This is a genomic window from Bacillus rhizoplanae, from assembly GCF_917563915.1.
GTDB lineage: Bacteria > Bacillota > Bacilli > Bacillales > Bacillaceae_G > Bacillus_A > Bacillus_A rhizoplanae.
The window spans coordinates 40145-64238 of the sequence record NZ_CAKJTI010000011.1; the positions used below are offsets into that span (position 1 = coordinate 40145).

General features: G+C 36.2%; 19 protein-coding genes. 3 read left to right on the forward strand and 16 right to left on the reverse strand.

What is annotated here, in order from left to right; all coding sequences use genetic code 11:
- Nucleotides 1-147: 147 nt before the first annotated feature.
- The 3 genes from LRP84_RS12510 to LRP84_RS12520 all read right to left on the reverse strand — a co-directional run bounded on the left by LRP84_RS12510 (nt 148) and on the right by LRP84_RS12520 (nt 4062).
- Nucleotides 148-2250 carry a vWA domain-containing protein gene (locus LRP84_RS12510; RefSeq protein WP_230575374.1) on the reverse strand — a complete coding sequence of 701 codons (2103 nt, stop codon included), beginning with the start codon at nt 2248-2250 and terminating at the stop codon, nt 148-150.
- A gap of 369 nt (nt 2251-2619) precedes the next feature.
- Nucleotides 2620-3657, reverse strand: a complete 1038-nt coding sequence (locus LRP84_RS12515; protein ID WP_230575375.1) for a DmpA family aminopeptidase — start codon at nt 3655-3657, stop codon at nt 2620-2622.
- A 69-nt stretch (nt 3658-3726) separates the two neighbouring features.
- Entirely contained in the window at nt 3727-4062 is a 336-nt protein-coding gene (locus tag LRP84_RS12520; RefSeq protein WP_230575376.1) for a hypothetical protein, read from the reverse strand.
- Between the two features lie 177 nt (nt 4063-4239).
- Here LRP84_RS12520 and LRP84_RS12525 point away from each other — a divergent pair, with 177 nt between their 5' ends.
- Nucleotides 4240-4617, forward strand: coding sequence for a hypothetical protein (locus tag LRP84_RS12525; RefSeq protein WP_230575377.1), 378 nt, complete (start codon nt 4240-4242; stop codon nt 4615-4617).
- A gap of 75 nt (nt 4618-4692) precedes the next feature.
- On the opposite strand, the gene LRP84_RS12530 is transcribed toward LRP84_RS12525, so the two are convergent.
- Nucleotides 4693-5412, reverse strand: a complete 720-nt coding sequence (locus LRP84_RS12530) for a class I SAM-dependent methyltransferase (protein ID WP_230575378.1) — start codon at nt 5410-5412, stop codon at nt 4693-4695.
- Nucleotides 5413-5638: 226 nt separating this feature from the next.
- A complete protein-coding gene (locus tag LRP84_RS12535; RefSeq protein ID WP_230575379.1) occupies nt 5639-7345 on the reverse strand; it encodes a peptide ABC transporter substrate-binding protein in 1707 nt (568 codons plus the stop codon).
- 786 nt (nt 7346-8131) lie between these two features.
- On the opposite strand from LRP84_RS12535, the gene LRP84_RS12540 reads away from it, so the two are divergent.
- Nucleotides 8132-8620: a DinB family protein gene (locus LRP84_RS12540; protein WP_230575380.1), complete on the forward strand. Its 489-nt coding sequence runs from the start codon at nt 8132-8134 to the stop codon at nt 8618-8620.
- Between the two features lie 510 nt (nt 8621-9130).
- Here LRP84_RS12540 and LRP84_RS12545 read toward each other — a convergent pair.
- Together LRP84_RS12545 and LRP84_RS12550 are read right to left on the reverse strand one after the other, a co-directional pair.
- Nucleotides 9131-9937, reverse strand: a complete 807-nt coding sequence (locus LRP84_RS12545) for an ABC transporter permease subunit (RefSeq protein ID WP_230575381.1) — start codon at nt 9935-9937, stop codon at nt 9131-9133.
- Nucleotides 9934-10824, reverse strand: a complete 891-nt coding sequence (locus LRP84_RS12550; RefSeq protein ID WP_230575382.1) for an ABC transporter ATP-binding protein — start codon at nt 10822-10824, stop codon at nt 9934-9936. The genes LRP84_RS12545 and LRP84_RS12550 overlap by 4 nt, the downstream gene beginning before the upstream one ends.
- Nucleotides 10825-10987: 163 nt before the next feature.
- Between LRP84_RS12550 and LRP84_RS12555 the strand changes: the two genes are divergently transcribed.
- Nucleotides 10988-11578, forward strand: a complete 591-nt coding sequence (locus LRP84_RS12555; protein ID WP_230575383.1) for a TetR/AcrR family transcriptional regulator — start codon at nt 10988-10990, stop codon at nt 11576-11578.
- Between the two features lie 30 nt (nt 11579-11608).
- Here LRP84_RS12555 and LRP84_RS12560 read toward each other — a convergent pair whose 3' ends face one another.
- The 9 genes from LRP84_RS12560 to parE all read right to left on the reverse strand — a co-directional run bounded on the left by LRP84_RS12560 (nt 11609) and on the right by parE (nt 23950).
- Nucleotides 11609-12748, reverse strand: a complete 1140-nt coding sequence (locus tag LRP84_RS12560) for a branched-chain amino acid ABC transporter substrate-binding protein (protein WP_230575425.1) — start codon at nt 12746-12748, stop codon at nt 11609-11611.
- 194 nt (nt 12749-12942) lie between these two features.
- Nucleotides 12943-13971 (reverse strand): oxidoreductase, encoded by a 1029-nt coding sequence (locus LRP84_RS12565; RefSeq protein WP_230575384.1) that lies wholly within the window; start codon nt 13969-13971, stop codon nt 12943-12945.
- 160 nt (nt 13972-14131) lie between these two features.
- On the reverse strand, nt 14132-14833 hold the full coding sequence (locus LRP84_RS12570; RefSeq protein WP_230575385.1) for an ABC transporter ATP-binding protein: 702 nt from the start codon (nt 14831-14833) through the stop codon (nt 14132-14134).
- A gap of 204 nt (nt 14834-15037) precedes the next feature.
- A complete protein-coding gene (locus tag LRP84_RS12575) occupies nt 15038-15814 on the reverse strand; it encodes an ABC transporter ATP-binding protein (RefSeq protein WP_230575386.1) in 777 nt (258 codons plus the stop codon).
- Nucleotides 15815-15824: 10 nt separating this feature from the next.
- Nucleotides 15825-17108 carry a branched-chain amino acid ABC transporter permease gene (locus LRP84_RS12580; RefSeq protein ID WP_230575387.1) on the reverse strand — a complete coding sequence of 428 codons (1284 nt, stop codon included), beginning with the start codon at nt 17106-17108 and terminating at the stop codon, nt 15825-15827.
- Nucleotides 17109-17117: 9 nt separating this feature from the next.
- On the reverse strand, nt 17118-18104 hold the full coding sequence (locus LRP84_RS12585; RefSeq protein ID WP_230575388.1) for a branched-chain amino acid ABC transporter permease: 987 nt from the start codon (nt 18102-18104) through the stop codon (nt 17118-17120).
- A gap of 68 nt (nt 18105-18172) precedes the next feature.
- Nucleotides 18173-19381 carry a branched-chain amino acid ABC transporter substrate-binding protein gene (locus tag LRP84_RS12590; RefSeq protein ID WP_230575389.1) on the reverse strand — a complete coding sequence of 403 codons (1209 nt, stop codon included), beginning with the start codon at nt 19379-19381 and terminating at the stop codon, nt 18173-18175.
- Between the two features lie 143 nt (nt 19382-19524).
- Nucleotides 19525-21948 (reverse strand): DNA topoisomerase IV subunit A, encoded by a 2424-nt coding sequence (parC, locus tag LRP84_RS12595; RefSeq protein ID WP_230575390.1) that lies wholly within the window; start codon nt 21946-21948, stop codon nt 19525-19527.
- 1 nt (nt 21949) lies between these two features.
- Complete coding sequence (gene parE / locus LRP84_RS12600; protein ID WP_230575391.1) at nt 21950-23950, reverse strand: DNA topoisomerase IV subunit B; 2001 nt, start codon at nt 23948-23950, stop codon at nt 21950-21952.
- Between the last annotated feature and the right edge of the window lie 144 nt (nt 23951-24094).

Genomic DNA, 24094 nt, shown 5'->3' on the forward strand with positions numbered 1-24094 from the left:
TATCCCGATATTTGCGGGCAGTAACACCCCCACCTCAAGATTCAGAGAGAAGCGAAGAAAATAGGTGACGGATAACTGCCCATAAAAGCCCGATTAGTGAGAGCTTTCCATCATCGGGAGATAACCCCCACTGATGGAAGTTTCACTTTATTCACATTCATATCTATATACTTCTTTTCCATAGCCGCGATCAATAACAACCATTTCGTTCGGATATAACGTTTTATACTCGCGTCCTGCTTCTTCATCTGTTAGGACCATACCATCAATCACCATGCCTGGTACTTGAGAATCTTTCGTAACAAATATAGATTTTGAGCCTTTTTTTGCAATAAACGTAACAGATTGCACTGTTTTCCGCTCCGCTCGAAATGGAATACCAAAATAATGATTCCACCATTTCGTTCGCAGTGGCTCTGGTTCAGATTTATATAACCAATCTTCCGCAATAGATTGATCCCATTCATAATACATAAGCGCTTTCCTATGAAAACGCGGGCGAACTATCCATCCAACAACAAGAATCGTAATAATGAATAAGATTATACTAAATGGTAAAACGAACTGAAAAATGGTCGCATAACGCTCTAAAAAAGGAACGTCAATAATAGACAACGAAATTTGTTTACTAGCTTTTTGCGATTGTGAATCTCGTAATGTGATGGTAGCTTCTATGATGCCAGTATCTGTAAAATTAAACGTGTTGGAGTAATAAGGACGAGGATATACATATATTTGTTTTCTATTTTGCTTTAGTTCATAGTTGATAGATTTATGAAATGTAATAGTAGCCGTTTTCAACAATTCCCTTACTTCTGCTTCTGACATTGATTCTTCATTTAGTAGTGGTTGTATAATAAATGGTGCGCTATGCTCTAAATTTGTTACTTTTTCTTTATAATTCGTTGTAACAACTTTTAATGATAGTTTTGGTTTTGGAACGGATTGAATGTGGAATTCTTTCGTTTGGCGATAAAACCCTTTTATATTCATGTGCACATTTCCATGCACCGCGTCTCTCCCTATTTTTGTTTCATAGTAGAAGACTTTTCGTTTCCCATCCCATTGCATCGAATGCATTTGATTATTTATTTCTATTTGAGCAGTAAAATATGAAGCATCTACCGGTACATTTGTTGGTTTTGCTTCTATAATTGCTGTTTGATTTTCATAGATTTGTTCTGTTTCTTTTTTCGGGTCCTTTCCTTTTTCATATATGGAAACGGTATAATCTAATGCTGGTTCTACTAGTACTTTCATATTTTCCTTTGTCACTGCTTGATCAATTTCTACCATATATGTTCCTGGTTCCATTACAGCATTGTTTTTAGGCATAATATGAGTAATTCCACCATATAATCCCATTCCCGCCGGTGCTTGAATCGAAAATCTCGATTGTAAATTGAGTGATCCTTGTATATTTTGGACACGATACGGTATGTTCTGAGAAGATTGACCAACAAGCGTAATTCGTTTTAACGGAAATGGTGTTGTAATTTCAATCTTGTTTCCTACTATATTTGTTTTTACCGCTTCTTCTACTGATGAAAATGGATCACGATTCGCTATTAAAGCAGCAGCTTGGTTGACGCTGTGGATAACACCATCTTCTCCACTTGTGGGGAACACGATTCCATTTATCTGTTGTTTCCAAATAACTTTAAAGACGTTCATTTGTGCTTGTTCTTGCGCCCCTAAATTTTCTTCCATTGTAATTAATACTGCATGTAAAGAAATATTTTTTTCTTCCATTTCTTTTTTAAAAGTACTGAGCGTTTCCGAAATCCTTTTTTTCCCACTATCATCTTGTTTTTCTAGCTCATTAAACGCTCCATCTGTTAGAATAATAAGCCAAAATTCACGATTGGCATTTTCCTGAGCTTGCCTCTTAATAGATTGGATAGCTGTTTCCACCGATTGAAAAGGTGTGTTAACATGTTCATTCCATTTTTGAATCTTTTCAATTTCCTCTTGCCGTTTGTTATTTGCTAGAGAAACTGTTATTTCTTGCGATGGATGACTCATTGGTACATAGGAAAACGTATCTTTTTCATCTAACAATGCAATCAAACTTTGCAATGCATAATTTGCATACTTCCAGCGATCATTATTACGCATACTACCAGAATCATCATACACAAGTGAAACAACACGCTGCCTCGCTTCTTCTCCTTTCGCTAAACTAGAAAAAGGACAAATACATATGAGTAGTAAAAACAAAATAGATGTGGCTATGATTCGAATATGCATGTTGAAGCTTCGCCACCTTTGTAGACAAATTCCTATGTTTAAACTTATGAGAAGAAATACAAGATATGACTTGTATTTCGAAAAACGAATGAGAGTATAATATTATTATGTAAACTATTATTTAATAAAAAACTGCTCATTTGCAGTTTTTTATTTTCTTCTAACTTTCATCACAATTTGCTTTCTCACCCAATATTTTTGCCACTTCTCATTAAAGTACATTTCAACTTCCTATGCCCTATATATCCGGTTTTAATTATATTCGTTTCTATAGAGTAATGAAAAACTGACATTTATACTTTAGAGTTTGTATGTAATAGTAATAACCAAAGCTCCGCTCTATAATTTATTGTAGTTTACATAATTAAATTATTTTAACTTTAGTATATTTTTTAGATTTTCATAAGATATCGCCTCTAATTTTCTTTTTCCTCTACCTTCTATCGTTTCTGCCATACATAAAGCATTCCAAATCGCCTCTTCTACGGCTTCAATTGTCATTGCAAATAAATGAGAAATTTCTTTCCCATCTTCACGCAAAAAGTGATACTGTAATGATTCTGTAGTCGGCGTATGAGAAATACGATGTGCTGTTGAAAAGGCAATCACAATATCCCCGCTCCCATGCGCTCCGTAAGAACCCGCCTTTGCAAGTCCAAAAGTTGCTCGCTTTGCTATGCGATGTAATTGTCTATCACTTAACGGCGCATCGGTTGCTATAACAATCATGATAGAGCCATCTGGCAAAGTTTCTTCGTTCTCTTTTTGAATATATAAATCTTCTTTTCTCCCAAAATTCGTAACAACTAGAACCCCCACTGTATACGTATCTTTTGTAAAAGTTATTATGCGTGAGCTTGTACCAATTCCGCCTTTATATCCAAAACACGCCATTCCCGTACCAGCTCCCACACATCCTTCTTCCACTGGGCCATTCTTTGCGTTTGTAATGGCCTCAATTGCATGCTGGGACCTTACATAAAGCGTTCGAATGTCATGTAAGTATCCATCATTACATTCTCCAACAACAATGTTTACAGTTCCAGTTGTATCACCAATTTCCTCATTCCGCTCTAGCATATATCGTAATGTCCCTTCTAATACCGGAGCAACTGCAAATGTATTGGACAGCATAATCGGACTTTCAAGTACACCAAGTTCTTGTATTTGGATGGTTCCAATCGTTTTTCCAAAGCCATTAATAATATAAGAACTAGCGAATACTTTTTCACGAAACATATTTCCATCATGCGGTAAAATCACCGTGACACCAGTACGAATATGCATTTCTTCCTTCAAAGTAACATGCCCTACTAAGACACCTTCTACATCAGTAATGGCATTCCATTTTCCAACATCATATCTTCCAACTTTGATTCCTAATTCACGTAACCGTACTCGCTTCATACTTTCACCTTTTTCTTAATTTTCTATCTTTTATTATAACAAAAATGAGAGTGCTATCTGTATGCACTCTCATTGTTTTACGTATATTTCTACAACTGGATTTTCTTTGTGATCAGCATGAAGACGAATGTTACTTTCTTTTACATTATAGATATCCGCCAATAGTAATACTGTTAATATGTTAGGAAATTTGCTATCTGTGCCATATTTTCGTTCAAGTGCTTCCTTATATTCGAACGCAAGATCTCCTTGGATATATGTATACACTTCAAATCCATCTTGTAAATCACAGACAATACTATCAATAATATCTGCTCCAACTTGACGTGTCATTTCTTTTCGTAGTGCATCTGTCAATGCATCCCATGATATTTCGTACGTTTGAAATGTATCTGAATGATTCATTTTTTTCGCTCCTTTTTATCTCACTCTAACAGGGAGTAGGATTTTTCATTACTAGAAAACAGTCCTTCCCTATCATTCCCGTTTTTCACCGCAATTATGATGGCATAGACAAACGTACAAGCCACTCTTGTCCCTTTATCATATCGTAATATTGGAAAGAGAAAGGAGCGAAATTATATGTATTCTCATCAGCATTATCATACATGTCGGCGATATTATGGGCGAGTCGTACGTATTGAAGATTATGAAGGCAATATCCATATTGGAAAAATTGTTGATATAACGGATGAATCGGTATGGATTGAACCCGTTCATCGCAAGCGATTTGACCACGGGTTTGGCTATGGTGGCGGTGGCGGCTGTGATTTCTGCGGTGGTTTAGGTGAATGTAACAATTGTGGATTTGGATTTGATGGACGTAGATCTGGTAGATCTGGTAGATGTGATAGATGTGGATTTGATGAATGTAGATGTGGATTTGGTGGATTTGGGGCCGTTGAACTTGGTTTTGGATTTATTTTCGGTATTGCATTAGCTGCTTTATTTTTCATTTAAAAAAAGCCAACATATTGTTGGCTTTTTTTAATAAATTTACGGGGAATGAAGTTCACCATTAATCAAAGTTTCACTTTATTTTTGACAAATAAAAATTCGGTGCCCTAATATATGCTTGTATTGATGTGAAATATGTTCATGCGCAATCCATGCATTATACAAATCTTGTGAAATAATATCCGATATATCCCACTCTGGTTCTTCTACATGTGCAGAAATCGTTGCTGCAATGGTTCCGCCTCCAAGTACACGTACTGTTGTAAAATTTGCTTGTTTAAAGAGTACAATCCATTCTTGCGCTGTTAACAGCTGCTCCATTCCATATAAAGTTAATATATTTTTTTCCTCATGCAATGGTAAGTGTTGCTCGATTACCAATTCAATAACAAGCAGCATCCCATTACATTGTAATACACGATAACATTCATCTATCGATTTCCTTTTATTTGTAAATGCAAGAACGGACTCTCCTAATACAATATGAAACATTTCATCACGAAACGGTAGTGCCTCTACACTCCCTGCAATGAGCTCAATATTTACTCCATCCTTATACCATCTTTTCTTTGCTTTTTCAATCATCGTTTCATTTATTTCAACTGCACTTACAATAGAGCCATACTGTTTTGCAATATAGGAAGCTGTCCTGCCTGTTCCACAACCAATCTCTAATAATTTTGTATGCTGTCCTAATGAAAGCTGCGCTAACAATTGCTTTGTTAACGTAAAACCTCCCGGATGTGCACTGCCAATACCAAACGCTGCTAGGAAATCTAAATAAGAATATTGTTTCATATCCATCTCCTTCTATCTCACATTTAACGGGCATATTCAGAAAAACAAAGGATATAGATAGAAGATTTCTGCCCGGAAAAACTTAATTAGTAGGATTGACTATCATAAATGACAACATTCATTAATGATAGTTGTCATTTATTGTAGTACTGCATATGTATTCATTACACTTCAAAATGTGCACATAGAGAAAGAGGATACGTTACCGCATCCTCTTTTTAAATAATTATTTATCTTCTTTTTCAGTGATATATGTCCACTTGTAGCTGAAATCACCACCAACATTATGCTTAATAATGTTGTGTACAGTTGGACGTTGTAAGTAAGAAGTTCCACGTTGGTACAGCGGTGCAATTGCAGCATCATCAAGTAACATCTTCTCAGCTTTCGCAAGTTGTTCCCAACGAGTTTTCTCTTGTGTTAATAATTCTGTTTTACCTTTTTTAACAATGTCATCGTACTCTTTATTTGAGTAACTCATTTGGTTATGAGAGTTTGTTGTTTCAAACATATCGATGTATGTCATTGGATCTGCATAGTCAGGACCCCAACCAGCGTAAGAGATATCAAAGTCTTGATCTGTTTCTAGTTTTAGTTTTTGCTTAAATGGTTGATTTTTCAAGTTAATTTTTAAGCCTGGTAAGTTTTTCTCTAATTGCTCTTTTAAGTACTCACCAATTTTCTTCGCATTATCAGTATCGTAGTTTAATAATTCAAGTGTTACTTCGTCTTTACCTAACTCTTTCTTCGCTTCATCCCAAAGTTTTTTCGCTTCTTTCGGATCATATGATACAGATTTTACATCTCCATTGATTTTACGGAAATCTTTATCATCTGGACCTTTTACGAAGTCAGCTGGTACAAGATAGTCAGCTGGTTTAGAACCATCATTTAAGATTACATTCGCCAACGCTTGCTTATCGTATGCTTTTGCGATTGCTTGACGAAGTTTCTCATTTTTAAGCGGCGTGTCTTGTTGTTTCAGACGTTTTTCGTTTAATCGTAAGAAGAATGTAGATGGCTCTAAATAGGTTCCAAATTCATCTTTCTTCGATTTATATTTATCAACATATTCAGCACTTAAAGCAACGCGATCAGCTTCGCCGCTTTCATATAAGTTAACACGAGTAGATAATTCTTTTACAACGTTAAAGTTGATTTCGTCTAACTTAACTGTGTTCTTGTCCCAATATTGATCATTTTTCTTCAGCTTCCAACCTTGCTCGTGTTTCCACTCTGTCATAGCGAATGGACCATTGTATACTAGAGTGTCTGCTTCTAAACCGTATTTATCGCCTTTTTCTTTTACAACCTTTTCATTTAACGGATAGAAAGAACCGAATGTTGTTAATTCAATAAAATATGGCACTGGGTTGTCTAATTGCACTTCTAATGTATTGTCATCAACAGCTTTTACACCTAAAGAATCAACTGGTGCTTTGCCTTCGTTGATTGCCTGTGCATTTTTCACATCATACATAATAAATGCGTATTCAGCAGCTGTTTTTGGATCTAATAAACGTTGCCATGCAAATACGAAATCTTTCGCTGTTACAGGATCGCCATTTGACCATTTCGCATCTTTGCGAAGCTTAAACGTATATGTTTTGCCATCATCGCTCTTTTTATACGATTCCGCCATACCTGGAGTTGGTTTTTGGTCTTTATCCAGGCGATATAATCCTTCCATTACGTTATTTAAAGCAAGGAAAGACACTGCATCTGTTGCTTTAGAAGAGTCCATAGACGGAATCTCTTGCGTTTCTAGTAAGTTTAACACTTGTTTTGATGCTAACTTACCTTCTGTTTTTTTCTCTTCATTTTTTGGCTCTGTGCTTGCTTTTTTGTCCCCCGACCCTGAACATGCTGTTAAAGCCACGCTCATTGCCAACACTGGCGCTACTACAGCTGAGATTTTTTTAATCTTTTTCATTTTGTACCCTCCCTAATTTTATGTACGATACTACTTGTGAGAAACTTTTTTTGATAACTTTATGTTTCTATATAGTTATCAGAAAATTTCTATTAATTAATATTCTACTAATTTTTTTGATTTTGTAAAGTGTTATTATTAAAAAAATTTAAAAAATTATTTTATTACAGTAATATTTATAATCATTCTGTAAAATAACTCAAGAAAAAAGACATCCCTTTACTATGTGGATGCTTAAATCCTTTTATTTATTACTATTTATTACTATTTTTCCAAAAAAACATATAAAACAATCATTTACAATATATTGCATTCTTATACATATCCTCTTTATGATTCTTTCATTTTATTCTCTTGTATTTCCAGCAAAACTTTCTCATGTTTTGTCTGACAATTTTATTTTTACTCTTCGTAACAATAGCAACACTCTTATTATTTCTTACACTATATAATTACGGACTTCTAACATAAAGTGAAACTTCCATCAGTGGAGGTTTTCTTCATCCCCCACTGATGGTTAGTTGAACCAATCGGGCTTTTACGGGATAAAGCGATCGATACTAACCAAAAACGCTAATCCTTTTTACAAAATAACTTCCAGTGTGGAAAATCCATCGCCATTAACTGTTACTGCATCCTTTCATTATTCTTTATTAAAATTTTGACTTTGTTAAAGAACATTATTGATTTTTCTTATTGAACAAACGGAGCAGGATAGTTAGAAGAAGGATTAGGGCATTAAGTATGGAATAAATTTCTTAAATAACAAATAAAGGAGCGTATATAATGCATAAAAACGAATATGAATGGGTCAAACAAACTCGAGCCGTACTTCTTGACTTTTGTAGAGAACTAGAACCAAATGACTTTACTCGCCAAATGGGGTTCGGTTGGCAAAGCGTGCGAGACACACTGGTACACATAGCAGACTGTTATAATGCTTGGCTTGGCTCATTTGTTTTATTAAAAACGAAGAAACCACTCACTTCAAAGGAAGACCTGAAACAACTCGGTTTGAACGAAATAAAAGTACGCTTTGAACATATAGATTCTCTTGTAAATGAGGTATTTGAAGTACTTGCCCATCACATGAATGAGCCGATTCAGAGGGAGATTCCTTGGAGAGAAGAAGGAGAAACGTTATCAATTACACCTGGTAAATTGCTAACGCATGCAATCACTCACGAATTCCATCACAAGGGACAGATTTCAGCTATGATACGCCAGATGGGGTATGAACCTCCAAACACAGATGTGTTAGGAACTAGTGATTAGGGAGAATACGTGTGGTGCTTCATTTGTTGAAAACAGAAAGTAAAAAGCATGGCACCAACATATGTGAGGCTGTTTTTAAGCAGCCTTTTTTGTTTGTAATACAACAGAGAGCGAATTCATTCGTCCCTCCCAGCGAATCTGAAAGGTAATTTGAGGAACCAGAAGATGCAGTGTTTTTAGTTCTTCACATACGAAAAAGTTGATGAATCCGTCTATTTCTTTTTGTACCAAATCAATACTAAAGTTTAACAGAGCTAAAATTTTAACAATAACATATTTTATTTATCAGAAATAAATATTACTATTTTTAAAATACATAAATCATTACAATAATAACTGATTCCAGAAAAAAACAAACAACCTTACCCTAATTGAATATCGTGGTAAGGTTGCTTAAATACTGTTTCATAATATTTACCTAAAAGGGCTGATACTAGTCCACCACATCAGATGAACTCTTTTTACTATCTACCTAAAAAAGCCAATTCACCTCTTCTTTTTATTAGATCATCATAAAGGCAAATCTCTTCTCTTAAAAACAAGAACAGAAATTATAAAAAGAATAATCGCTACTATAAGTAAACCAATACTTGTCGGCCATATATTATAGGTTCCATCAACAATTTCTTGTGGGCGATACAGGCTAAATATAGATAAATTTCTCATCCATTCCAATTTATCACTCAATTTCCCTAACATATCCAATCCATAAAACAATACTGTTATACCTGTAGAAATACTTAATGCTTTCTTTTCATCATCAAATAAACAGGAAAAGAAAAATGAATATGCACAAATAACAAGAAATACAAGTCCGCCAAGAAAATTGAGTTTAAAAAATAATACTTTATCAAGGGATACTTTTTCAATTAGCCATTCTGCCCCAACTAAACCGCCAAGATAAGTAGCCATAACGATCGTAAATAACCCTATGATTAAGACAGATGCTTGTGTCAAAATTACCTTTGTACGCGAAACAGATGTAGATAATAAATAAGCCATTGATCCTCTATCAACTAGATAAGCAACTAGTTTTGTCGATGCTAAAATACTATACACCATCAACAACAAAACAAAGATCAAACCATAATATTCTCCGGCTAAAAAATCATTCAATTGTTCAATCCCTTTTTCAAATCCCACTGCTTTTAATACCCCTTGAGGCATCGCTTTCAGTATTTCATCTAATCCCTTTACAGATGAGAATGATGGAAAGATCCAAATTAGTAACCATAAATAAAGAACTGAACCAATAGCATAGTTCAAAATCATTTTGGCATTCGCTTTTAAACTAGCAACAAATAACGCTTTACTCATAACCGATTTGCTCCTTCCTCATCATAGTAATGCATAAAGATATTTTCTAAATCCATTGTTCTCATCTGAAAACCAATTACATCGTGCTGCGCTAATGTTTGAAGAAGTTGATTATAATTTCCCTGTACAATAATCGAAGCTGTATTCCCTTGCACGCTATCAATTTGTAGTGCCGTTTTCTTTAATGCTTGCAATTGTTCTTGTGAGGATACTGTCACATCAATAACTTGCCGTTGTTTTGCTCTCAAATCATGAATATTTTCTACTGTGAGTAACTTTCCATCTTTAATAATCCCTACACGATCACATGTCCGTTCAATTTCTGTAAAAATATGAGACGACATAAAAATTGTTTTTCCTCTTTGTTTTTCTTCTAATATAAGATCAACAAATAACTGCTGCATAAGCGGATCTAAACCTGAAGTCGGTTCATCTAAAATGAGCACTTCCGGATCGTGCATAAAGGCTGCTACAATCCCTACTTTTTGCTTCATCCCTTTAGACATTTTTCGAATGGGCGTTTTCACATCAAACTGAAAGCGCTCAATTAATTCATCACGTCGACTATTACTTTTCATACCACGCATTCCTTGCATAAGTTGCAAAAATCCCAATCCATTCATGCCTTCTATAAAAGAAATCTCTCCTGGTAAATATCCAACCCTTTTTTGAATATCAGCCGCATCCTTCCAGCAATCCAATCCGAACATTGTCGCTGTTCCAGAAGTAGGTTGTATAAATCCCATTAAATTACGAATTGTTGTTGATTTCCCTGCTCCGTTTGGTCCTAAATAACCAAATACTTCGCCTTCTTTTACTTGAAATGAAACATCAAATAAGCCTTTCCCGTTTGAAAATTTTTTCGTGACATTTTGAACGATTAACATTATCCCACCTCATTTTTTGAAATATTATACATTTTATATTTCAAAATTATTATACTCCTCTGTTATAAGAGAATCAATATTTTTTGAAATTTATTAAAGCCCATATTTCAAAAATATTGTTTCCTTTCTTATCATCTTGTATATTTAAGTGGAGGTGATTCATATGAACGGTTTTGAAAAGGTGAAAAAGAAGAAAAAGCAGGCTATTAAAGCAGCTGCATTAGAATTGTTTTCTAAAAATGGATATAAAGATGTAAAAATAGAAGATATTGCAAAACAAGCAAACGTTTCACAAGTTACAATATATAATCATTTCGGAAGTAAAGATGCTTTATTTCGCGAACTCATTCAAGAGTTTACCATTCAAGAGGTTCATTATTATGAAGAACTATTAACGAGCGACTTATCTTTTCAGGAAAAAATACATCGTATTATGACTCGAAAATTACAAAGTGTGAACCGTTTACATCCTGAAATGATTGAACAAGCAATGCAAACAGATGAAGAATTGCGTAATTTTCTATTTACATATCAAAAAGATAAAGCGCTTCCCCTTTTTCTTCACTTTATAGAAGAAGCACAGCAGAAAAAAGAAATTAACCCCAATCTTTCAAAAGATATGATTTTGTTATATATCAATACGTTTTCTAAAATGAGTGATCAATTCGTTGCACACTTAGTTGGTGAACATCGTGAACAACAAACAAAAGAAATCCTCACAATGTTTTTCTATGGACTTTCTAATCCAAACTAAAAAAACCCGGCCTCTGCCGGGTTTTTTTCATTATTTACTTACTTCTCCGTCTTGTGTCCCTGGATATTTCGCACCCTCATACTTATAAATATAAACTTTAGCAAATTTGTTATCACCTTTATCATCAAAAGCTACTTTCGTAATAACGCCATCATATTCTTTTATAGCACGAACTGCATCGCGTACTTGTTCACGTGTTGGATATTTACCATCATTTTTCTTAATGGCATCTTTAATTCCTTGTAAAATAACACCAGCTGAGTCATATCCATATGCAGAGTATGCCTCCACATCTTTTTTGAACTTCTCTTTATATTCTGTCACAAATGCTTTCCCTTTCTCTGTTTCTGTTGGTGCTGTCGCTACTGTTGTATAATACGTATCTTTTAATCCATCTTTTGCAACTTCTGCCATTGTTGGAGAATCGATACCGTCACCGCCCATAATTGGTGCTGTAACCCCTTTTTCACGTGCTTGTTTTACTAAAACGGATCCTTCTGAATACATACCACCAAAATAAACAAGATCTGGCTTTTTCGCGACAACTTGGTTTAACACACCACTAAAATCTTTCTCACCAACTGTAATCCCCTCATAACCGACAATTTTTGCTCCTAGCTTTTCTGCTTCTTTTTTAAATGCATCAGCTAACCCTGTACCGTAAGCTGTTTTATCTTGAATTACAAAAATATTTTTTGCCTTTACTGTTTCAAGCGCATATTTCGCTGCCGCCGGACCTTGGAAATCATCTCTTGCAACAAGGCGTGCAACAGTCTTTAATCCACGTTCTGTTAATTCAACTGCCGTACTCGATGGCGATACCATAACAAGACTTGCTTTCTCATATGTTTCAGAAGCGGCAATAGATACACCTGACATTAAATGTCCTACAACGCCCAATACTTCTTTATCAGCTGCGACAGACTGAGCATTAGCAACCCCTTTTTTCGGGTCACCTTGATCATCTTGCGGAACAAATTGCAATTCAAAACCTAGTTTTTTAAACTCTTCTTTTTGTTTATCTACTGCAAGCTGCGTTCCAAGCTTAATGGCTTCTCCAAAAGCAGCTGATCCACCAGAAAGAGGGGATTCAGAAGCAATTTTAATTACTTTACTTTCCTTAGTTTCAGTTTTAGTAGAAGCTGAATTCGCATTACATCCCGCCATCATTCCTGCTAATAAAACACCTGATAACAAAAGCGATATCTTTTTCTTCACAGTACTCCCCCTAAATTTATAATATTTTTAATATTTAAAATATTAATCTATACATAAAGGTTGTACAATAAAAATCGTTAGCGTTTTCTCGTAAAATTCCGACATGATTTGCTAACATACAAAAAGAGTCAGCGCATGCACTGACTCTACCATTTTACTATAATTCCTTGCTGACTACTTTGTAAACAAGCTGTAATAACACGAATCACATTTAGGGCTTCCTCAGCAGTAACAGGTGGCATTTCTTGTTTCATTATTGCATCTCGGACACCTTTATAATAGTTCTCATAGCACCCTATTTCTGTTGGAACACGAATTTCTTGTTCCTCTGTGGAAAGAATAGCATACATATACATAGCATCTTCTCCATAGCCTACATCACCAGGTTTCTTACCAGTCTTTAATTGCTCCTCTTGGGAATCCATTCCATGTTTAACAATCGAGCCTTTTTCACCGTGAATGCTAAAATGAGGACCTGCATATTTAACGTGACTACTGCTATGAAGAATAACACGCATTTCTTCATAATGAAGAATAATATGAAAGTAATCATCTATTTGCGACCCTGGGCGCTGATTGATAACATCTGCATAAACTGCTTCCGGCATACCAAATAGATGTAACGCTTGATCAATAAGATGTGAGCCTAAATCAAATAACATCCCTGATCCTGGTAATTTATGTTCACGCCAGCGATCGCGAACATGCGGACGAAATCTATCAAAATGAGCTTCATACGTATAAACTTTACCAATTTTATCATCTTGTAATAGTTTTTGAATCGTTCTGAAATCGTTATCCAAGCGGCGGTTATGATATACACTTAACACAACACCATACTGCTTCGCTAGCGCTATTAACTCTTCCCCTTCTTCAACAGTAACAACAAAAGGCTTTTCAACAACAACATGTTTACCGTGAAGAATTGCTTTTTTTGCATATCCAAAGTGCGTTGTATTAGGAGATGTAATAATGATAAGATCTATGTTCTCTTGCATAACAAGCTCATCGATTGTTGTCACAACTTCTACATGTGGAAATGATGCTTTTACTTTCTCTTCTTGTGAAGAAACAACCGCACGAATTTCGTAGTCTTCAATTGTTTGTAGTAGTGGAATATGGAAGGTTGTACTAGAAAAGCCGTAACCTACAATACCAACACCTATTTTGTTCATAAAACCCCTCCCAATTATGTATAGAATATGATGAACTTTTATTATATCAACTTATCTTTTTTCTACATAATATTTTGCTTTTTTATACATTACTCTTTAGTAATAACGGTAACATAGATTAACATAACAAAGAGCCACCCTACTTAGGGTAGCCCTCATATTATGCTAAATACGCTTCTTTCACAAATTCATTATGCATCAATGATTTTCCTTCTCCTACCATTTTAATTTCCCCTGTCTGAATCACATATCCACGATGTGCAATTTGCAACGCTTGATACGCATTTTGTTCAACAAGTAGAATCGTCATTCCTTCTTTATTAAGCTCTGAAATAATTTCAAAGATTTGCTCAACAATAATTGGCGCTAGTCCCATTGAAGGTTCATCTAACATAAGTATATGAGGCTGGCTCATGAGCGCACGTCCAATTGCAAGCATTTGCTGTTCACCACCACTCATCGTACCGCCCTTTTGTTCTAGCCGTTCTTTTAACTTTGGAAAATAGTGAAAGGTACGTTCCATCCGTTCCTTCACTATTCTTTTATCCTTTACTGAAAATGCTCCCATCTCTAGGTTCTCTTTTACTGTTAGACGTGAAAAAATACGTCTCCCCTCTGGTACATGAGCGATTCCAGATAAAGCTGTTACGTGCGGGGATTGTTTCGTAATTTGTTTCCCCTCAAATGAAATTTCTCCTGACTTCGGTATAACAAGACCACTAATCGTCTTTAATGTCGTTGATTTTCCAGCTCCATTGCATCCAATAAGCGTTACAATTTCGCCTTTTCCTACAGAAATATTAATTTCTTTTAACGCGTGAATGCCGCCATAATACGCATTTATATTTGTAAGCTCTAGCAAAATACTTCCCTCCTTTTTATTTTTTTCAAGCGATTTCGTAGCATGCTCTTTGCTTTGTCCCGCATTAACGGGCAGTAAGACCCCCACCTCAAGATTCAGAGAAAATCAAAGAAGATAGGCGTCCGTAAAAGCCCGATTGGTTCAACTAACCATCAGTGGGGGATGAAGAAAACCCCACTGATGGAAGTTTCACTTTATCCCGCATTACTTCTCTAACACTGCGCTTTTCCCTAAATACGCTTCAATAACTTTTGGATTGTTACGAATATCTTCCGGTCTTCCTTCTGCAATTTTTTCACCATGATCTAGCACAATGATATGCTCAGATATCTCCATGACAAGTTTCATATCGTGTTCAATTAATACAATTGTTACGTCCAGCTCTTCACGCATACGATAAATAAGTGCTGTTAACTCCTTCGTTTCCTTTGGATTCATCCCAGCTGCTGGCTCATCCAATAATAATACTTGCGGTTTTGCCGCGAGCGCCCTAGCAATTTCAAGGCGCCTCTGTGCCCCGTACGATAAATTTTGCGCTTCTTCATTTAACAAATGAGCTAACCCAACATATTCTAAAAGCTCATACGCTTTTTGCTGCGCTTGTTCTTCTTCTCTCTTTACTCCTGGCAAATGTAACAAAATTCCCAAAAGATTACTTTTCAAATGATTGTGAAGTCCTACCATCACATTTTCAAGTACCGTCATATTTTTAAAAAGACGAATATTTTGAAACGTACGAGCAATACCATGCTTTGAAATATCATGCGGCTTCAAACCAGTTATCTTTTTTTCACCAAGTAGAATGTCCCCTTCATCTGGCTTATACACACCTGTTACCATATTAAAGAACGTCGTTTTCCCTGCTCCGTTCGGTCCAATTACAGCTGTAATCGATCCTTTTTTTACTTTCATATCAACACTTTTCACTGCAACAAGCCCGTCAAACCGTTTTGTAATATTTCGAACTGTTAAAATCATCATATTCTCACCCCTAGGCTTCAAATACGTTCTCTTTTTGTGTTTGCGATTCGATTTGTTCTATCCTACCTTTTTTCAGCTGCTCTTCATTAAATTTCCGACTTTTTGCAGGTATGAGTCCTTGCGGGCGATACAAAGCAAATAAGATTAAAATTCCCCCAAAGATGAAGCGCTGCATCTTTGCTGGAGAAAGTGCATCTGGGATCGCAATCGTTCCACTTAAGTTCAATTGATTTAGCCAGTTTGTTAATTCAGTAAGTACTTGTAAATTTAAAATCGTCATAACTGCTGCCCCTAAAATAACTCCTGGCACACTCCCCATACCACCAAGTAATACCATAACAAGAATCGTAATCGACTCTAGTAACGTAAAACTTGTTGGATCGACGAAAGTTTGTTTTGCTGCAAAGACAACACCCATCATTCCAGAAAATGAAGCACCAATTGCAAACGCTAGCAGCTTTGTTTTCACAAGCGGAATTCCCATCGCTTGAGCGGCAATTTCATTTTCACGAACTGCCTTCCACGAGCGGCCTATTTTCGAAAACTCTAACCGTTTTACAATAAAGATTACGAGTAGTAAAATACCAAGTACAATGTAGTACACTTGACTTGATTGCAAAAATGTAAATCCAAATAAAGAAGGTGGTTTTACAGAAGATAAACCCATTGCACCGTTTGTAATATTGATTGGTTTATCTAAATTATTAAAAATAATACGAATAATCTCCCCAAATCCAAGTGTCACAATCGCTAAATAATCGCCTTTCACACGTAAAACCGGGATACCAAGTAAGACTCCAAATACCGCTGCAATAAAACCGCCTAGTAAAATAAAAATCCAAAAGCTTTCTCCTGACAATGGATATTGACCAAATGGCATAAAGTTATTTGCTTGAGCTGTTGCAAAAATACCGTATGTGTAAGCTCCTATTGCAAAAAAAGCGACAAATCCTAAATCTAGTAATCCCGCAAAGCCGACAACAATATTTAATCCTAGCGCCATTGCTATATAAATCCCAACTAATGTCGACACTTCCATATAAGACTGATAGGCTGGCCCGCCGCTTGCTGTGGATGGAAGCAATATGACTAATACAAATAACCCTATCAACCATTTCCATTTACCGTGCAAATTTGTGTAATACAATAATAAAAGAGACAATAATAATAGTAAAAATGCCGTTACTGACTTTTGTGCAAAATATATACTTGCAGCCGTTATACCAATGTAAAGGACTAATAATATAAGTTGCAGCTTCGTATTTTCCCTTATCATTTCTAACCATTTTGTCATTATGATCACCTACACTTTCTCGGCAACTGCTTTGCCGAAAATGCCTTCTGGTTTAAAAATTAAAACGAGAATTAAAATTCCAAAAGCAAATACATCCTTATATTCAGCTCCCAATATTCCAGAAGATAAAATGGATAAATTTGTAGCCGCGAACATTTCTAGAAGTCCAAGCAATATACCGCCAACCATTGCACCTCGAATATTACCAATTCCACCTAAAACAGCTGCTGTAAAAGCTTTTAACCCTAAAATAAAGCCAATGTACGGATCTATTGTTCCATATTGTACAGCAAACAGTACACCTGTTGCTCCGCCAAGTGCGGAACCAATAAAAAACGTAAGGGAAATCACCTTATTCACATTTACTGACATTAATGATGCAGTATCACGATCTTGCGCAACAGCACGCATCGCCATTCCCCACTTTGTTTTATTGACGAAAAAGTCTAAAGAGAGCATCATAATAACCGCAAGAACGAGTAGAATAAGTGAGGATGTTTTAAGTTGAGCGTTATTAAAAGAAGACATAATTGCCGAAGTCTGTACTGTAATTTGATCATTGAATAAGGTAGGACCTGTTATGATGTAATTTCCTTTTTTTAATTCAGCAATAAAACGAACGATATCTTGCAGCAGAAAAGAAACACCAATTGCTGTGATTAACGTAATAAGTTTCGGTGCTTTTCGAAGTGGTCGATACGCAACCCTCTCAATCCCCATCCCAAGAAAACCTGTTATAAGAGATGTTGCAACTAAAACAAGTAACAATGCTAGCAGAGCTGGCATAACCGTCAGCCAACCAAATCCCATAAAAACAAGAAAAATTGTTGTGCCAATGAAAGCACCTGTCATAAAAATTTCTCCATGAGCAAAATTGATAAGTTCTAATATCCCATATACCATCGTATATCCTAACGCAATAACTGCGTACACTGCACCAAGTGTTAATCCATCAATTAGCACTTGAGGAAGTGTATGCATTATTTCACCGAACATAGAAATTCCTCCCCTTTTATTTTTCTCTAAAAAAGGTACGGAACATAAGCACCCGTACCCATATCACCTTACTTTTTCTCTACTTCTCCTTCTTGTCTTCCTGGATATTTTTGCTCTGCAAATTTATAAATATATACTTTTGCAAATTTATTATCACCCTTGCTATCAAACCCTACGTTTGTTACCGCTCCTTCAAAATTATTTGTTTTCCGAACAGTATCGCGTACTTGTTCTCGAGTTGGCATTTTGTTGTTATTTGCTTTAATCGCATCTTCCACTCCTTGCAGGAGTACACCCGCAGCATCATACCCATAAGCCGAATATCCTTCTACCTCTTTATTAAATTTGCTCTTATAATCATCCGCAAATTCCTTTCCTTTTTCCGTTGTTTTCGGGTCAGCAGCGATAGAAGTGTAATACGTGTTCTCAATAGAGTTACCTGCAATTTCTACCATCGTTGCTGAATCCATACCATCACCGCCCATAAACGGGATTGTAAGGCCTTTTTCACGTGCTTGCTTCACTAACAGTCCACCTTCTGCATATAGACCACCAAAGTAAATTAAATCAGGGTTTTTCGCGAGTACTTTATTTAACACACCGTTAAAATCTTTTTCTCCGACCGTAATAGATTCATAACCTGCAATTGTTCCACCTAATTTTTCAACTTCTGTTTTAAATGCTTTAGCTAAACCTGTTCCATAAGCTGTTTTATCATCAATAATAAAAACGTTTTTTGCCTTCAGTGTTTTCAATGCAAACTCTGCCCCGGCAGGGCCTTGAAAATCATCTCTTGTACATATACGATTTACTACTTTCAAATTACGATCCGTTACTTCAATAGCAGTATTTGTAGGTGATACCATAACAACATTGTTTTTCTCATACACTTCAGAAGATGGAATTGCAACTCCTGAATTCATATGTCCAACGACACCAAGTATTTCTTTATCCGCACCAATAATCTGTGCGTTCGCAACACCTTTTTTCGGATCAGCTTGATCATCATATGGCACAAATTTTAGTTCGTATCCTAATTTTTTAAACTCTTCTTTTTGTTCTTCTATTTTCAGTTGTGCACCAAGTTTAATTGCTTCCCCTTGCGTTGCAGAACCACCAGAGAGCGGTGATTGAGTCGCAATTTTTATGACCTTTCCACCCCCACCTCCCGTACTTGCTGTATCAGCATTACCATTTGTTTTATCACTGCATCCTGCTAATAAACCAAACACACACACTGCAGAAAGAACAAAAGCAAAATTTTTCTTTTTTATCACCCATATACCCCCATTTTATTATTTAACTAAATATTTTAAATATTTAGTTAAATAATAATGGAAGTGTTTTATTTGTACAACTACTATTCTTCAGACAAATTTAGACAAAAACGCCCGACTCATATAATGAGTCGGGCGTTTTCTTACTGTTCTTTTTTCTGCGGCCACGTTTCCACAACAAGACCAACATCACTTACATCTATTAATAAACTTCCGTTACTGTAACGATCTTTATTACGAAGTGTATTCGGATCAATTTCTTCTATTATTTGCTTTTCTGTTCGCATACAAACAACTTCATCTGCTCGAACAACTTCTACACCGACGATACGGTATGGATTCTTTTTCAATTCTTTAAAGATAACGAGTCCTCGTTTTGCTCTCGTCGATTTTTCAATTTCTGTTGCTTTTAATCGTTTTACTGCGCCTCGTTGCGTAACGAGAACGAGCTGATCTTTCGCAGAATTGATAGGAAGACCGCATACAACGTAGTCATCTTCCTTCACATTCATTCCTTTTACACCAGCTGCCCGCACGCCAACTGGACTCACTTCTTCTTCATTGAAAACAAGTGCATATGCACCATGCGTTGCAAGAAGAATATCTTGCGTTCCATCTGTAACAAAAACATCGACGACTTCATCATCTTTCTTTAAATTAGTCGCGACAAAAGCACGTGAATAACGCTGCACTTTATATTGACTTAATTCTGTTTTCTTAATCATTCCATTTCTAGTCACAAACGTAATAAATCGCTTCTCTTCTTCAAAATTCGGAACAACAGTTGCAAAGACGAGTGTTTCATCTCGGTCAAGTGAAACAATATTCGCAACATGCTGACCTAGATCTTTCCAACGAATATCTGGCATTTCGTATACTGGAAGATAAATATAGTTTCCTTTACTTGTAAATAAAAGAATTGTCGCGGTTGTATTTGTATCGAAGCGTTCGAGTAAGATGTCGCCCTCTTTCATACCGAAGTCTTTTCCGTTCGATGCATTATGTGAGCGCCAACCAGTTCGCTTTACATATCCTTCTTTCGTTACAGTAACGATGACATCTTCATGTGGAATCATCACTTCCACATCAATTTTAATTTCTTCAATCTCTTCTTCAATTACAGCACGACGATTATCACTATACGTTTTCTTTACTCTCTTTAAGTCCGATTTAATCACTTGAAGAAGTCTTTTTTCACTTTGTAAAATCGCTTGTAATTCTGTAATTTTCGTTTGTAGCTCTTCGGCCTCTTTTTCTAATGCTGTAATATCTGTATTTGTTAAACGGTACAATTGCAGTGATACAATTGCTTCTGATTGTGCTTCTGTAAAGGAGAATCTTGCACATAAATTATTTTTCGCATCACGTTTATCTTTAGAAGCACGAATTGTTTCAATGACTTTATCTAAGATTGATAAAGCTTTCATCAAACCTTCCACGATATGCTGACGATTTTCCGCTTTTCGCAATTCATATTGCGAACGACGTGTTACAACTTCTTTTTGATGCCCAATATATGCATCTAAAATCTTTGGTAATGTCATTAATGTAGGGCGGCGATTATGAATTGCTACCATATTGAAGTTATATGGTATTTGTAAATCTGTATTTTTATATAAATAATTTAAAATACCTTCTGCATTTGCATCTTTTTTCAATTCGACAACAATACGAAGACCTGTACGATCCGTTTCATCACGAACTTCAGCAATTCCATCTAATTTTTTATCTAAACGTAGCTCATCCATTTTCTTTACAAGATTTGCTTTGTTTACTTCGTAAGGAATTTCTGTAATTATGATTTGCTGCTTCCCACCACGAATCGTCTCAACTTCCGCTTTTCCGCGGATGATAATTTTTCCTTTTCCTGTTTCATATGCCTTCTTAATCCCATCAAGCCCTTGGATAATCCCCCCTGTCGGGAAGTCCGGCCCTTTAATCAGCGTTAATAAATCGTCTACAGTACTGTTTGGTTTATCAATTCGCAGCATTGTTGCATCGATAACTTCTCCAAGATGATGTGGTGGAATTTCTGTTGCATAACCAGCTGAAATTCCCGTAGATCCGTTCACTAAAAGATTTGGAAACATAGCTGGTAATACAACTGGCTCTTCACTTGTATCATCAAAGTTTGAAACAAATTCCACTGTTTCTTTATCAATGTCACGTAATAACTCAGAAGCAATTGGTGATAAACGAGCCTCTGTATAACGCATCGCCGCTGCCGGATCACCATCGACACTACCATTATTTCCATGCATTTCAACTAATACATTTCGTACTTTCCAATCTTGACTTAAACGTACCATCGCTTCATACACGGACGAATCACCATGCGGATGATAGTTACCAATTACGTTACCAACTGTTTTGGCAGACTTACGAAACGGCTTATCATTTATATTTCCTTCTACATACATAGAATATAAAATACGACGTTGTACTGGTTTTAAACCGTCGCGTGCATCTGGAAGCGCACGGTCTTGAATAATATATTTACTATAACGTGCAAAGCGGTCACCAAGCACATCTTCAAGCGGGAGGTCATGAAACTTCTCTGCTTGCATGTTATTCCACCTCCGTTGCTATAATCATTTCATTTTCTAAAATATTTCCTTCTTCTTGCATACCAAATTGAACATTGCGCTCAATCCATTTACGGCGCGGTTCTACTTTATCCCCCATCAATGTAGCAACCCGACGATCTGCTCGTGAAGCATCATCAATTTTAACGCGAATTAACGTGCGCGTCTCTGGGTTCATCGTTGTTTCCCATAATTGGTCCGCATTCATTTCACCAAGACCCTTATAACGCTGTAGAATATAACCTTTTCCGACCTTTTTCGTGACACCATCAAGCTCTTCATCAGACCAAGCGTATTCAATGACTTCACTTTTCCCCTTTCCTTTACTCACTTTATATAAAGGAGGAAGTGCAATAAATACTTTACCTGCCTCAATTAGCGGCTTCATATAACGATAGAAAAATGTCAATAGCAGTACTTGAATATGCGCACCATCTGTATCGGCATCCGTCATAATAACAATTTTGTCATAATTGATATCTTCAACCGAAAATTCCGCTCCAACACCGCCACCAATTGCATAAATAATCGTGTTAATTTCTTCATTTTTAAAAATGTCAGCAAGCTTTGCCTTTTCTGTATTAATAACTTTACCACGCAGTGGAAGAACAGCCTGGAAGCGACGATCACGGCCTTGCTTTGCAGAACCGCCTGCAGAATCACCCTCTACTAAATATAGCTCGTTCTTTTGTGGATTACGTGATTGCGCTGGTGTCAGCTTTCCGCTCAATGTTCCTTCTGAACGTTTTTTCTTTTTGCCGCTGCGCGCTTCTTCACGCGCCTTTCGTGCTGCTTCGCGAGCTTGCGCTGCTTTAATTGCTTTTTTCACAAGAAGCGTTGCCACATCTGGATTTTCTTCTAAAAAATACGCTAAATGCTCTGATACAACAGCATCAACAGATGAACGCCCTTCACTTGTTCCAAGCTTGCCTTTCGTTTGTCCTTCAAACTGAAGCAATTCTTCTGGGACACGAATGGAAACAATTGCAGCTAATCCTTCACGAATATCCGTTCCTTCTAAGTTTTTATCTTTCTCTTTTAACAAAGAAACTTTGCGCGCGTACTCGTTAAATACGCGTGTCATTGCTGTTTTAAATCCAGCTTCGTGCGTACCGCCATCTTTCGTACGCACATTATTAACAAAGGAAAGAATGTTCTCAGAATACCCATCGTTAAATTGAAAAGCTAATTCTGCTTCAATTCCGTTTTGCTCTCCAGTAAAATATACAACTGGGTGTAAAGAGTCTTTCTCTTCATTTAAATATGAAACAAACGCTTCAATTCCCGTTTCATAATGAAAAACATCTTCCAAATCGTTACGTTTATCCTGAAGTACAATTTTCATACCTTTTAATAAAAATGCTGATTCACGTAATCTCTCGCATAACGTTTCATAGTTATAATTCGTTGTGCTAAAAATTGTTCGATCTGGTTTAAAATGAATTGTTGTCCCTGTATCTTTCGCTTTTCCAATTTTCTCAAGCGTTGTAACTGGAACACCGCCATTTTCAAAGCGTTGTTCATATACGTAACCATCTCGTTTAATTGTAACAATAAGCCATTCAGACAGTGCGTTTACAACTGAGGCACCAACACCGTGCAAACCACCGCTCGTTTTATAACCGCCTTGTCCAAATTTACCGCCAGCATGAAGTACAGTTAAAATAACTTCTGGCGTTGGTTTTCCAAGCTTATGCATTCCTGTCGGCATACCGCGCCCTTTATCTACTACACTTATACTATTATCTTTATGTATTATAACTTTTATTTCATCGCCAAATCCCGCTAACGCTTCATCAACGGAGTTATCTACGATCTCATATACTAAATGATGCAATCCGCGGCTATCCGTACTCCCGATATACATACCCGGGCGTTTCCGAACGGCTTCAAGACCCTCTAGCACTTGAATTGCATTTTCATCATATTGAAACTGACGCTTAGCCAAACTCCTTGCCCCTTTCCTACCCAAAAATAAGAACATATGTTTTCTATTATAGAATAACGCTTTTTACTCACTTTTGGCAAGTTACGTTATTTCTTTTATATACTATTTTCATAAGAAAAATCCTTGCTTGTCACAAGGATTCCTCTACGCTACTATTTCAGAAAAGTAATCGTTTGTCAA

Bases quoted from the DNA above. Each gene is read 5' to 3' on its own strand.
- LRP84_RS12510 (WP_230575374.1), bottom strand. From the start codon at position 2,250: ATGCATATTCGAATCATAGCCACATCTATTTTGTTTTTACTACTCATA.
- LRP84_RS12515 (WP_230575375.1), bottom strand. From the start codon at position 3,657: ATGAAGCGAGTACGGTTACGTGAATTAGGAATCAAAGTTGGAAGATAT.
- LRP84_RS12520 (WP_230575376.1), bottom strand. From the start codon at position 4,062: ATGAATCATTCAGATACATTTCAAACGTACGAAATATCATGGGATGCA.
- LRP84_RS12525 (WP_230575377.1), top strand. From the start codon at position 4,240: ATGTATTCTCATCAGCATTATCATACATGTCGGCGATATTATGGGCGA.
- LRP84_RS12530 (WP_230575378.1), bottom strand. From the start codon at position 5,412: ATGAAACAATATTCTTATTTAGATTTCCTAGCAGCGTTTGGTATTGGC.
- LRP84_RS12535 (WP_230575379.1), bottom strand. From the start codon at position 7,345: ATGAAAAAGATTAAAAAAATCTCAGCTGTAGTAGCGCCAGTGTTGGCA.
- LRP84_RS12540 (WP_230575380.1), top strand. From the start codon at position 8,132: ATGCATAAAAACGAATATGAATGGGTCAAACAAACTCGAGCCGTACTT.
- LRP84_RS12545 (WP_230575381.1), bottom strand. From the start codon at position 9,937: ATGAGTAAAGCGTTATTTGTTGCTAGTTTAAAAGCGAATGCCAAAATG.
- LRP84_RS12550 (WP_230575382.1), bottom strand. From the start codon at position 10,824: ATGTTAATCGTTCAAAATGTCACGAAAAAATTTTCAAACGGGAAAGGC.
- LRP84_RS12555 (WP_230575383.1), top strand. From the start codon at position 10,988: ATGAACGGTTTTGAAAAGGTGAAAAAGAAGAAAAAGCAGGCTATTAAA.
- LRP84_RS12560 (WP_230575425.1), bottom strand. From the start codon at position 12,748: ATGATGGCGGGATGTAATGCGAATTCAGCTTCTACTAAAACTGAAACT.
- LRP84_RS12565 (WP_230575384.1), bottom strand. From the start codon at position 13,971: ATGAACAAAATAGGTGTTGGTATTGTAGGTTACGGCTTTTCTAGTACA.
- LRP84_RS12575 (WP_230575386.1), bottom strand. From the start codon at position 15,814: ATGATGATTTTAACAGTTCGAAATATTACAAAACGGTTTGACGGGCTT.
- LRP84_RS12580 (WP_230575387.1), bottom strand. From the start codon at position 17,108: ATGACAAAATGGTTAGAAATGATAAGGGAAAATACGAAGCTGCAACTT.
- LRP84_RS12585 (WP_230575388.1), bottom strand. From the start codon at position 18,104: ATGTTCGGTGAAATAATGCATACACTTCCTCAAGTGCTAATTGATGGA.
- parC (WP_230575390.1), bottom strand. From the start codon at position 21,948: ATGCAAGCAGAGAAGTTTCATGACCTCCCGCTTGAAGATGTGCTTGGT.
- parE (WP_230575391.1), bottom strand. From the start codon at position 23,950: ATGTTCTTATTTTTGGGTAGGAAAGGGGCAAGGAGTTTGGCTAAGCGT.